This window comes from Streptomyces sp. NPDC048496, from assembly GCF_043200055.1.
GTDB lineage: Bacteria > Actinomycetota > Actinomycetes > Streptomycetales > Streptomycetaceae > Streptomyces.
This window is the reverse complement of sequence record NZ_JBICXB010000090.1, coordinates 1-11,795: the sequence shown is the minus strand read 5'-3', so window position 1 is coordinate 11,795 and position 11,795 is coordinate 1. Positions and strand designations below refer to the sequence as shown.

Annotated in this window: 6 protein-coding genes and 5 pseudogenes; 4 read left to right on the top strand and 7 right to left on the bottom strand. The window is 68.8% G+C overall.

Annotated features, from left to right (window positions below; all coding sequences use genetic code 11):
- Positions 1 to 94 precede the first annotated feature (94 nt).
- A complete protein-coding gene (locus tag ACGFSA_RS33920; protein WP_393309878.1) occupies positions 95 to 1,600 on the top strand; it encodes a hypothetical protein in 1,506 nt (501 codons plus the stop codon).
- Positions 1,601 to 1,769: 169 nt separating this feature from the next.
- Here the strand turns inward: ACGFSA_RS33920 and ACGFSA_RS33915 are convergent.
- The 6 genes and pseudogenes from ACGFSA_RS33915 to ACGFSA_RS33890 form a co-directional block, all read right to left on the bottom strand.
- A pseudogene (locus tag ACGFSA_RS33915) lies at positions 1,770 to 2,636 on the bottom strand (IS1380 family transposase); the annotation flags it as partial.
- Between the two features lie 123 nt (positions 2,637 to 2,759).
- Positions 2,760 to 2,873, bottom strand: coding sequence for a hypothetical protein (locus tag ACGFSA_RS33910; RefSeq protein WP_393309880.1), 114 nt, complete (start codon positions 2,871 to 2,873; stop codon positions 2,760 to 2,762).
- A 43-nt stretch (positions 2,874 to 2,916) separates the two neighbouring features.
- A pseudogene (locus tag ACGFSA_RS33905) lies at positions 2,917 to 3,078 on the bottom strand (integrase core domain-containing protein); the annotation flags it as partial.
- A 43-nt stretch (positions 3,079 to 3,121) separates the two neighbouring features.
- Positions 3,122 to 3,199, bottom strand: a pseudogene (locus tag ACGFSA_RS33900) (hypothetical protein); the annotation flags it as partial.
- Positions 3,200 to 3,348: 149 nt separating this feature from the next.
- A complete protein-coding gene (locus ACGFSA_RS33895; RefSeq protein ID WP_393309877.1) occupies positions 3,349 to 4,821 on the bottom strand; it encodes an ATP-binding protein in 1,473 nt (490 codons plus the stop codon).
- A 298-nt stretch (positions 4,822 to 5,119) separates the two neighbouring features.
- Positions 5,120 to 5,380 (bottom strand): annotated as a pseudogene (locus ACGFSA_RS33890) (hypothetical protein); the annotation flags it as partial.
- A 137-nt stretch (positions 5,381 to 5,517) separates the two neighbouring features.
- On the opposite strand from ACGFSA_RS33890, the gene ACGFSA_RS33885 reads away from it, so the two are divergent.
- The 3 genes from ACGFSA_RS33885 to ACGFSA_RS33875 all read left to right on the top strand — a co-directional run bounded on the left by ACGFSA_RS33885 (position 5,518) and on the right by ACGFSA_RS33875 (position 10,186).
- The gene (locus tag ACGFSA_RS33885; RefSeq protein ID WP_393309876.1) at positions 5,518 to 5,862 is read left to right on the top strand and encodes a site-specific integrase; all 345 of its coding nucleotides are present in this window, start codon (positions 5,518 to 5,520) and stop codon (positions 5,860 to 5,862) included.
- Between the two features lie 548 nt (positions 5,863 to 6,410).
- Positions 6,411 to 8,078: a DEAD/DEAH box helicase gene (locus ACGFSA_RS33880; RefSeq protein ID WP_393309874.1), complete on the top strand. Its 1,668-nt coding sequence runs from the start codon at positions 6,411 to 6,413 to the stop codon at positions 8,076 to 8,078.
- On the top strand, positions 8,075 to 10,186 hold the full coding sequence (locus ACGFSA_RS33875; RefSeq protein ID WP_393309873.1) for a hypothetical protein: 2,112 nt from the start codon (positions 8,075 to 8,077) through the stop codon (positions 10,184 to 10,186). Before ACGFSA_RS33880 ends, ACGFSA_RS33875 begins: the two co-directional genes overlap by 4 nt.
- Before the next feature lie 1,018 nt (positions 10,187 to 11,204).
- On the opposite strand, the pseudogene ACGFSA_RS33870 reads toward ACGFSA_RS33875, so the two are convergent.
- Positions 11,205 to 11,795: pseudogene (locus ACGFSA_RS33870) on the bottom strand (hypothetical protein); the annotation flags it as partial.

Here is an 11,795-nt window from a genome sequence, read left to right as displayed (position 1 = left end):
CTGGAAGACGGAGCAGCCAGCACCGCCAGCTGACCACCCATCACCTACACATCATTCCGTACCTGTCACAACATCAAAACTCGTACGCCGACACGTGCAGTTCTATCAGGTTCTCCACGACGCCGGCGTGCCTCTCGCGGATCCCGGTTTCGCCGCGTGGACGCATCGGCTGCAAAAGGTGAACAACATCCGGCACCACCAGATCGCTGTCATCACCTACGAGTCCGATGACTACGAGGAGGTCGCGGAGCTCTTCGCTCGCCTGAACAAAGGCGGTCGTCGGCTATCCAAGGGGGATCTCGTGTACAGCGCCATCGCGGCGCGGTGGTCCGACGGCCTGGACACCATGGATGCCTTCCATCAGGAACTGCAGGACAGCAACTTCGCGCTGAACAGGGAGGCCGTGCTACGCCTCATGAGCCTTCTCGCGGGGACTGGCGCACACCACATCAAGCTCATCGGGGCGGAGGTCGACGAAGCCGCGCTGAAGGAAGCCTGGCAGGCCACCGAAGCGGCCTTGCGCCTCGCCATCGACTTTCTGCGGGCAGAGTGCTCGATTCCCCGGTCCGAGATCCTCTCTTCTCCCAACCTCGCCATCGTGCCAGCGCTCCTGCTGCATGATCGGGGCGGCAAACTGCGTCCGGGCGAGGCGCAGTTGCTGCGCCGGTGGGTCTATAGGGCGATGGCGTTCAGCCACTACTCGCTGCAGGTCGAAGGAAAGCTGGAAGCGGAGGCCAGGCTGATCCGGGCACGGGGCGGAGAGGACCTGTTCGTCGAACTCATCCGCCGGGCCTCCGGCCCCCGCTCCGTCGACAGCTCTCTCCACCCCAGGGACCTGGAGCAGAAGTACTCCACTCATCCCTTTTTCAGGCTGCTCTACATCGCCGCGCTGCGGGGCGGAGCGCGGGATTGGGCGACCAACATCACGATCAACGACCAGCCGATGAACACCGGCGCGAAGATCGAGTTCCATCACGTGTTCCCGCGCGCCCGGGTGCAGCCGGTCTATGCGAAGGAGGAGTGGAACAGTCTGGCCAACCTGGCTTTCATCACCGGTCAGACGAACAAGATGATCTCGTCCAGGCTCCCCGACGAATACATGCAGGGCGTCGCCATCGAACGGCTGGCCGAACAGTGGATTCCTAGCAGTCCGGAGTTGCGGTCTCTCGATCGGTTCCCCGACTTTCTGGCCGCGCGCAGGGTACTGCTTGCCAACGTCCTCAACAAACTGCTGGGGCTTCCTGAATACGCCGGGCAAGCAGCTCACCAGGACACCGACGAACTGCCGGACGACGAGGCGTTGATCGCAGAGGGCAGAACCGCACCCACGCTCGTCGGAGCGGAGGTTCAGGAGCTCCGGACAGAGCAGGGCATCGAGATCCACGCGATCTATGAGGGCCAGCGTACCCAGGCCTTCTACGATCCCTCGTCCCGCATCGTGACGATTCACTCCGGCCCCGGCCGAGGCGAGTATGAGTCGCCCAGTGGAGCGGCAGTGGCCGTTGTGCGGGCCCTCAACCCGCACGTCAACCCGAACCGCAACGGGTGGGCGTTCTGGACGGTCACCGCCACGGGGAATCTGCTGCAGAGCATCCGTTAGCCTCGATCGTTCATGAGTCCTCGTTGGTTCGCTGGCGGGGGCTCTGTGCGTGCGGGGTGCGGTTTTATCGAGGCGGGGCAGGCTGATGGCCCGGTTGTCGCGTCGGGTGGGCGCCGGGTTCCACTCCCGGGGTGGTCGTGCAGGTTGTTGGGACGGGTGAATTTACTGGTCAGCCGGGGTTCGGTAGGGCCTGGAGCCGGTCCATGGCGCTGGTGATCACGGATGTCCAGGGCCATCGGGCGGCCAGGCGGAGCCAGTGGCGGCGGCCGGTGTTCACGAGCTGGGCGGCGGCGGAAAACAAGCGGAGGCGGAGGCGCTTCGGCTCCCAGCGGCGGGTTTCGCCTGTCAGGGTGAGCATCGGCATCCAGGTGAGGAGGTCGAGCGCGATGGAGACGATCTCCAGCCAGATCCGGTTCTGGGCTGTGTCGTGCAGGGGCAGGTTGCGCAGGCCGGTGTCGCGGGCGTTTCGGATGCGGTCCTCGCGGCGGGCCCGCCTGCGGTGACGCAGTTCGAGGTCGGCGAGTTGGCCGCCCCTTGTGTTGGTCGCGAAGCAGGTCAGCCGCAGCCCGTCAACGTCGGTGAAGCGCAACTGGGCGCCGGGGTGTGGCCGTTCCTTGAGGACGATCAGCCGCATTCCCTTGGGCCAGGTGCTCAGGTCGGGCATGTCGGTGATCTCTGCGACCCAGGCGCCGCGCCGTTCGGTGCCGTCGGAGTCGTAGGCCGGTGTCCAGGCCCGTTTCGGGATCTTCAGCACAGCCTGGTGGATGGCGTCGGTGATGGTCATTCCGACCGAGTAGGACAGCCACCGGCCGTGGCGGGAGAGCCAGTCGAGGCAGGCGTGGGTGCCGCCGGCGGAGTCGGTGCGGACCAGCGTCTGCCGGCCCCGCCGCAGGTGTTTGGGCAGTTGAGCCAGGGCGAGGCGGGTGGTTTCGATGTGATCGCTCGCGGTGTTAGAACCTGCGTTGCCAGGCCGCAGCAGCGTGGCCACCGGTTCCCCGGAACCGGCCTGGCTGTGGTCGACGAACGCAACGAGCGGAGTACCGGTAGGCCACCGGCGAGGTGTCCGCGTGAAGCGCGGACCCTTTTCCGGTGACCCCCGGCCCGAACCGCCCGTGCGACTTTCACCGCAGGCGGCTCTCCAGCGATCTTCGTGTTTCCGTCAGCCGTTGGCGTGGATGGAGGTGTGACAGTCCCGGCAGGCCACGAGAGCCTTGCGCCGTTTCCTGAGCATCACCTTCACCCACGCCGGACGGGGCTGCCTGCGTTCTGACAGGTCTGTGAGGCTGCGGACGTGGTGGACGGTGATGCCGTCCGTGTCTCGCCTGAGACATCGTCACAAACGCTCTCCGGTGCATCGTTTCTCGCTTCAGTCCCTGCCAGAAACTCTCGACCAGGGCGTTGTCGTAGCTGGAGCCGACCCTGTCCATGCTTCTGCGGATGCCGTGCAGGTCGCAGACCTGGGCGAACGCGGCCGAGGTGGCCGAAGCCGTGCAGTTCGGCATGGACTCGAAGCGCGCCGTAGTTCCCGCGGTGTTCGGCATGGATTTCGCGGATCTCCTCGACCAGGGCGTCCTCCTCGAACTGCCGCCCCGCCCGCACCTCGGCGCCGGCGATCCACCGGTAGCAACCCGAGCGGGAGACCTAAGGGAGCGACATGTGATCAAGGCTCTGACCTGCTGTTTTTTATGATTCTCGCCTCTGTGTCGGCGTATCAGGGACTTTCCATGGATATTTCGCCCCTGGGTCCCTCAGTTGCGGCCGTACAACTGGGCGAGGTCAATGAGCTGGACGTCGGGGGAGGCCTCGGCGGCCGCGCGGAGCTTGTCGTTGAATCCGGCTCCGCTGAAGCAGAGCAGGCGGGTATGAGCGGTGTCGTAGCGTCCGGCCTGAGTGACGAGGTCTCGGATGTGCCGAAGGCGTTCGAGATGGGCGATGCCCATGGTGTCGTTCCACTTGGCTTCGCCGATCGCAAGCAGCGGGGCCTTGGTGCCGTCCGCGATGCCGATGGCAGCGACGTCGACTTCGTATCCGGTGCGGGCCTTTGTGTCGTGCACGACGCCGTGCCCGACGCGGGCGGGCAGTCCTCCGAGACTGTCGGGGTCGGCATGGTGCAGGGCCCAGTCGCGGCAGACCTGTTCGAAGTGCGGGCCGAGGACGTTGCTGGTGAAGCGCCGACGGCTGGCCTGCCAGACGCGGGCGGCGTTGCCGGGGCGTTCCAGTTGGTCCCAGACCGGGCGCATGATGGCGTGGTAGAAGGCGATGAGAGGCTCGGCGATGCGGTAGGTGGGCCGGTTTTCGCGGAAGACGTCGGCGTCGCGGTGGAGCAGCCCCGCGTCTTCGAGGACGTTGATGGGGTGCGCAATGTCGGTGGCCTTGCGCTCGAGATAGCCGGCCATGCCGCCGCGGGTCGCGTTGCCCTCGGCGACGGCGGCCAGGACCGACAAGTACAGGGTCGTGTCGCGTAGATCGGGTTCCTCGGCCAGCAGGTAGCGGGCCTCACGGAACAGTGGGGTCTCGGGGTTGAGGACGGTGCGGGTGACCCAGCTGTCGAAGTCGTCGGGGCCGCTGGGGCTGTCGCCACGCGCGAATTCGCGACGATAGGCAGGCGTTCCGCCGACGACGGCATGGACCTGCAGGGCGAGGCGCGGGTCGGTGATCTCCCAGAAGTCGGCGGCGAGCCGGTGATCGAGAGGACGTACGAGGAGATCGAGGCCGGCGCGTCCGCGCAGTGGGGCGTTTCCGGCGAGGAGCCTGCCCATGAAGGACAGGGCCGAGCCACACAGGAGGAGCCGGGAGCGGGATGCGGTGCGCTGGTCACGCAGCGGCCGCAGAGCTTCCTGGAACAGAGAGGGCAGCTCCGGGTTGGCCTTCACCAGGTACGGGAACTCGTCGATGACCACAGGGACGGGACGTTCCTGGCCGAGTGCGAGCAGTGCGTCGATGGCCTCGGCCCAGGTGGCGAAGTGGTACGGACTGGCGGGGCGCGAGTGCTCGGTCAGAGCCGCGCTGATCCGGCGTAGCGATTCGGCGTCAGTGGCCTCGGTGGCTCCGAAGTAGAAGCCCCCCGCGGCGCGGCAGGCTGCGTCCAACAGGAAGGTCTTCCCCTGTCGGCGCCTGCCGGAGACCACGCCGAGGGTGGCGCCCGCCTGCGGGTCGATGATGAAGCGTTGCAGCGCGGCCCACTCGTAGTCGCGGTCGAACATGTCGGAGGGCTTGTCCATCCGGACTCCCAGAATTATAGGGATACACTTCTATTAACCCTACCCCTATCTCTCCCCGCCGCGCTCGCACCGGCTGACCTACGCTCGTCCATCTTTGCCGGTGACCCGAGGACGACCGGGTGACGACCTGCCGCTGACCCGAGCGAGCAAGATCGCCGCGGCGCTGCCGGCGAGGCTGGCTCCGCTGATGACGACGTCGTAGTCGTATCCCGCGCTCTCAGGCTTGGTCATGCGCTGATCGCTCCCTTCGGGGTGTGGTGCCGTTCGTGGGAGTGGTGCAGTGCCACTGCTGGCAGGGTCATGAGCAGTTGTCAAGAGTTGTGGATCGGGTGATGTGTGACCAGGCTGCGGTGGCCTCCTCCGTGCGTTCGGCCAGGGCGCCGTTCTCGAACCTCGCGCCGGAACGGACCAGCGCGACCAGGTGGGCCACGGTGATCGCCCGCCAGCGTTCCTGGGCGGACTCGACCAGCTTGAACACCATCGCCAGGGCGGCAGCCGGACTGCCCGCACCGCGGGTGACCTTGGTTCGAAGCTTCACGGTCGAGAAGGTCGACTCGATGGTTATCTGGAGTCGCCCGAAGGGCGTCCTTCATGTCGTGCAGGAAGCGGTGAACCCCGCTGGTCTGCGTGGTGGATGTGGTTATCTGCCGCCGTCCATGACGCAGATCTTTCGGAGGAACAGTGCAGGTCCAACGCGTGCTCTTACCTGCCTCGCGGCGTGAATCCTGGACGGTGCTCGGGGAGGACGACACCCCGCTCGCGCCGATCGAGCGCTACCTGGCGTACTTGAGCGACATCGAGAAGTCGCCGAACACCGTCAAGGTGTACGCGCACGACCTGAAGGACTGGTTCGCCTTTCTGCAGACCCGCGGCCTGGACTGGCGGGAGGTACAGCTGGAGGACGTCGGAGAGTTCGTCGCCTGGCTGCGGCTCCCGCCGGCGGGACGGACAGGGAGGGTGGCGGTGCTGCCCTCGGTGTCTGCGCATTGCACCGAGTCGACGGTGAATCGGAAAGGACAACCGGCGGACAGCCGTGCGTGACACTTCATCAGGGGACTCTTGCTGTTCCTGGGTCGATGGGTGAAATCCACCGGTCTCCGATGGGACGACAGGCGTCGTCGGGACTGTCCGGTCCGGACAGATCTCACGTCCGGCTCGGGTCCTGGCGATGATTGGCCGTGAGTGCACGCAGTAGCCGATCGGGGCAAGGGCATCGAAGGAGCGGCTGCGTCGGTGCATGCGGGATGCGCTCGGTCGATATCGGCACAGTCGCCTCCCGCTGGGCGCAGCTCCTCGATCATTTCACTCAGGTCCGTGGCCAATGGGTAAATGTAACCCAAGGGCGGTTACATTTTTCGGGATTCTGGTTGCATTTCTTGCGCTCCAGCGGCCGGGTGCCGGAGTACGGAGGTCTCGTACCGGGGCTCTCCTGCGCGTTCGGTAGGCTGGCCCGTGCGGGTGACCGAGCGTGCCCGTAGCCATCCGTTCCGCTACTCCCCGAGCGAGGTCGCTTGAGTACCGTCACTGTTCGCCCTCCCATTGCTGACGGCTCGGCTCCGCGGCCCGAAGGATTGCCCGACGCGTTCGCGGTGCTCTTGGGACGACTGGGCGCGGCTGCGGTGGATCCGGTCACCTCGGCGCTGGTGAACGAGGCGGTGGAGGTGTGGCGCAGGCCGGGTTTCGACTCCTTCCTGTCGCTGCCGCAGCTGTCCTTCGTGCCGTTCGGGTACCAGATGCAGACCGCTCAGACGGTGTTGCGGCGGATGCGGGGCCGGGCGATTCTTGCGGACGAGGTGGGGCTGGGTAAGACGATCGAGGCGGGCCTGGTTCTGTCCGAGCTGCGGATGCGGGGGTTGGCGGATCGGACGCTGGTGCTCACTCCGGCCGGGTTGGTGGAGCAGTGGCGCGAGGAGTTGGAGCGCAAGTTCGGCTTGCCGACAGTGATCGCCCGGGGCCGGGGCTGGGAGGAGGCGGACGCGGAGCGGCCGGTGGTGCTCGCCTCGATCGCCGCCGCGCGTCGGGAGCCGCTGAAGTCCCAGCTGACCGGGGTGCAGTGGGATGTGGTGGTGGCAGACGAGGCGCACCGGTTGCGTAATCCGCGCAGTGCCTCGGGGAAGCTCGCCCGGGCCTTGCGTGCCCGCTATCTGCTGCTGCTCACCGCGACTCCGGTGGAGAACCGGTTGCAGGACCTGTACGAGCTCGTGAGCCTGGTCGCGCCCGGGTTGCTGGGTACCCCTGCGCAGTTCCGCCAGCGGCACGCCGGAGCCGGGACGGATCCTTCGGCGCCGCGAAACCTGGACGAGCTGCGGGCCCGTACCCGTGAGGTGATGGTTCGTCACCGACGCAGCGAGGTCGAGGTGCTGCTGCCGCAGCGGCTGGCCGAGACGGTGCTGGTGGCGCCCTCGCAGGAGGAGGCGGAGCTGTATGCGGGGATCGCGGCCAGGATCAGGGCGGAGGCCAAGGGCGCGTCCTCGGCACGGCTGCTGACCCTGCGCGGGCTGACCCGGCTGGCCGGGTCGAGCCCGCAGGCTGCCGCGCCGACCCTGGCCAAGGCGGGCTGGCCGGACCTGGCGGCGCTGGCCCGGGAAATCGAGGGATCCACCAAGGCGGAGCTACTGCTGGAGCGGCTGCGTCGGCACAACGGACAGGGGGAGAAGGTGTTGGTGTTCACCGCCTTCCGGCAGACCCTGAACGCGCTCGCCGCGCGGCTGGAGCGCGAGGGCGTCCAGGCGGCGGTCTACCACGGCAGCCTCTCGCGCCGGGACAAGGAAGCGGCGGTGGCGGCCTTCCGCGATCAGGCGCCGGTGCTGCTGTCCACCGAGTCCGCCGGAGAGGGCCGCAATCTGCAGTTCTGCCATGTGATGGCCAATGTGGACCTGCCGTGGAACCCCATGCAGATCGAGCAGCGCCTGGGCCGACTGCACCGGGTGGGGCAGGAGCACGACGTGGTGCTGACCAATCTGGTCGCCCGGGGCACCATCGAGCAGCGGATCCTGCACGTCCTCGAATCCAAGATCAATCTGTTTGAGCTGGTCGTCGGCGAGCTCGACATGATCCTGGGCCGGGTGGACGAGGACTTCGACTTCGAGGCCTCCGTCTTCGACGCCTTCGCCAGCGCAGGGGACGACGCGGAGTTCGAGGAACGCCTGGAGCGCCTGGGCGAGCGGCTGGTCAGTGCCCGCACGGACTACCTGGACAGCCGCGGCGCGGTCGACGCGCTGGTCGGCGGCGATGACGAGCAGGAGGCGGGCCGGTGATCCGCGAGGAGGCGGGGCTGGCCTTCTGGCTGGACTGGGTCGAGCACCGCGGCGGGCTGTGGGAGGACGCCGGGGACACCGCCCTGGCACTCCTGCCCGCTGCCCTCGCGAGCGAGCTGGAGCTGCCCGAGGAGACCGCGGTCACCGCCGACCCCGATGTCGCCCGCGAAGACGGCGCCCTGCTGCTGGTGACCGGACACCCGGTGGTCGCCAAGGCCGCCGAGAGCGTTCTGGCCGCGGGCGACACCGGCACCCTCACCCTGGCCGCGCCGCGCTCCGTGCCGCCCGATGCTGCCACGTTGCTGTCCAAGGCCCGAGAGCATCTCCCGGTCGACCACGGTCGCCTGGATCCGCGCGCCGACGCCACGCCCGAGCGGGCCCTGCGGCCGGTGCTGCGCGTGGGCGCCCTGGTGGGCTACGAGCTCTCCGCGGAAGACCACTTCCAGGAGCAGGTCGAGGTGTTCGTCGACGTACCCAGCCGCCTGCAGGTGCCGACGAGGGTCAGCGAGCGCCTCGCCCGCACCGGCCATGACCCCCGTGCCGAGACCGCGCTGCCGGTCGGGCTCGCCGCCGCCGTGGACTACGCCTCCACCAGCCGGCCGGACCTGGCCGCGGCTCTCGTCGACGCCCACCGGATGCTGGAGGCCAGCGCCGTGCTGCGCCGTGATGGGCTGGCCGGGCAGATCGGCGACGCGTACGCCAAGGAGCGCGCCCGCGCCGAGGAGTACTACGCCGCCGCAGTGGACTCATTGGAACGCCGTGCCGCCACCGCGCCCGAGGACCGCGCGGCGTTGCTGCGCGCCCGTATCGAGAGCACCCGCGAGGAGCGCGCCCGCCGCCTGGCCGAGATCGCCGAAAAATATCGTGCCCGCCACACGCTCACTCCCTACCGGCTGCACCTGCTGAGAGTCCCAGTGCTGCGCCTCGCGCTGGACGTCCGCAGGGGCGAGCGGCGCTACCCGCTGGACCTGGACTGGCTGCTGCCCGCCGGAGAGTTTGCCCCACTGCGCTGCCCGGCCTGCGCCCAGAGCGGTGCGCCGCTAGTCGCGGCCAAGACCCACCTGGGCTGCGCCCGATGCCTGGCCTCCAAGCACCCCACCCCGGTTCCAGCCCCGGAGTCCGTACCGCCGCCCCGCGACGGCGCCGCCGCGCACGCTGCCGCATCCGCGGAAGGCGCGGTGGCACCGGTGCGTGCGGGCGCCACCGTTGCTGTGGGGCCGTCGGCCGCACGAAACGCCGAGGCCGCACGCGGCTCTGCGCCGCGGAGCGGGGGTAGAGCGAAGGCCGGGCGAATCGCCGAGGCGTCCGCAGCGCGCGCCGCCTCCTCCCGCCCCGGCTCCCGGCCCGCCACACCCGGCCATGCCCCGTCCCCGCCGCAGCGCCGATCTGTCGATCCCCAGACCCTGCAGAAGCGCGCCTTCACCTTCTGGGAGCACGCCGCAGGCGGCGACCGCCGCAAGCTGGAGCGGCTGTGCGCCCCAGACTCGCCCGCCGCCGCCCTGCTGCGGCTGTACGGCGCGGCCGGGCCGCTGTACGGGATCGGCGTCGACCCTCGGGAGCGGGTGGAGTCCTGCAGCGCCGCGGTCTTCCCCGCCGAGGGACGGCGCGGCTGGGACAGTGCCGGAGGCGAGGTCCACACCGACCGGGGACGCCATGACTACCTGCTGCGCTGGTCCCTCGGGCCCGACCGGCTGATCGCCGAGGTCCTGCCCCACCAGACCCCCTACGCGATGAACGCCAGCACCATGATGGCGCGCTACCGCCCAGGTGGTGCTGAGCCGGCCGCCCGCCTCCCGCGCACCGGTGCCGAGCTGGACCCGGTCGCCCACCTGCTGTGGCAGCGCACCCCTGCCCGACACGGGGCGCACCTGACCGCACGGGCCCTGGCCTCCTGGTGGCGGCTGGCCGACCCGCAGGCATTGAGGGAGCGTTACCCGGCTGCGGTCCTCGCTGCAGCCGCCGAGCGGTCCGCCTGCTACTGGAGCGGCGTCGGCGGGGGTGGTTACGGCGACGCGGCACGGTTGTGGCAGGTCCCCGAGGCCGACCTGCGCAAGGCAGGCACGCACCTGCAGCGTTTGCTGAAACTGACCCAAGACCAGCCCTGGTAGCCGCGCGCGCCCGGCCCGATCGGCCGGGCCGTCCCCACCCGGAACGCACTGACGAAGACTGCGGGTGCCGATGAATCATCCACCCAGGTCACGGCCTTGATCGGCCATCTCTTATGCGCCTGCTGGCCACCCCGCTGTCTCCACCTGCGCAGGCCGCAGACGGCATCATGATCGGTCGTGCTGCTGCGCCTGGCCTTGCCCTCATCCGCCCTGGTGAGAGAACGGTGTGCGCGGTGCAAGGGATGCTGATGGCGCTCGTTCTAGGCGGGGTGCGTTTCCTGACGCACCCTCGCCCGGCTTGCCGCGCTGGCTCCGTCGGCTGCGGGGGCACGGTGCCCCGATAGGTCTCGCTACCTGGCGTGTACCGACTGCAGTCACACCATGAGACGGCCTCAAGAGCGCCGGGTTCGGCCTGAAGTCGGCCTGTACCCAATCGCAATCAGCGAAGTGCCCCGGGGACATCCCGGGGACTTTTCGGGACTTTCACGCCTGTCCCAGGGACATTCCGGGGACTTTCCGCCGCGTAAGCAGGGAAGGCCCTGACAGCGCTGAAAGTTGCAGATTGCACGCCATGTCCAGGTTCTTCCGTTTCGTACCGTCGCAAGTCGAAACGTAGCCGGGGTACGGCGTGTTCTGCATATCAGCCCAGGTCAACGACCCACGGAAGCAACAGGGGAGCCGGTTTTTGTCAGGTGGTCGCTGGTGATCGGGGGCCGAAGGTTGGCCGGAGTGCTTCCGCGGTACCACATCCCTTCAGTCGTAGATCAGTACCGTCGCTGTAGTTTGCTCGGCTCTGTTCGGCGGGGGTCGTGGGGTGCCGGGTGCGGCTGAGCGGCTGCGGTTGCGTCGGCGGTGACAGGCGCGGGCGAGGGCCTGGTGGTAGCGGCGCCAGCGCAACCAGTGCAGTTCGTGCCTGATCCGCTCCTTCGGTGCGGGCTGAGGGGCCATCACCTCAAGGAGTCGGCGGACCTCGTAGGCGGTGTAGGCGATCGGGGCGGTGTCATCGAGGCTGGTGGGATCACGGGAGTCCCCCTCTCTGCCCCTGCGGCCCGTCGGGCCGGGGAGTGGCCTGTTCGCGTGCGGCGGCTGCCTGGGCGACCAGGAAAGCGGCGGCCAGTTGCGCCAGGGTGATGTGCCGGTACCAGCCGTGGAAGGAGCGCACCTCGTAGTCGGCTGTCCCGGCCGCCGACTTGGCCAGCTTGATAGCTTCTTCCACCCGCCAGCGCGCGCCGGGCACCCGTACCAGCTCCTCCACCTCGGTCTCCTGCAGATCCCAGGCCAGGTAGTAGTCCCGCTTGTCGGGTTCGGCCGGGCGGCGGTGGACGATCACCCACCGGGCCCAGGCACTCTCCCCGACCTCCGAATCGGGGTCCGGGATGCGGCGCACCCACCACTGCCAGGCGCGGGAGTCCAGTTGGCTCGGGCCGGCCGTGAGCTCGGCCCAGTCCTGGTCGCCCGCGACGCGTTCGACCAGGCGGGCCAGGTGCCGCCGGCCCGGGCGCGGCAGCACCGTGTGGTCGGCCGGCACGTTGACGGCGTAAGGCAGGCGGTTCCGCTCCAGGAAGGCACGGAAGGCCCCGTCGCGGCCGTAGACCTCGTCCGCGGCCAC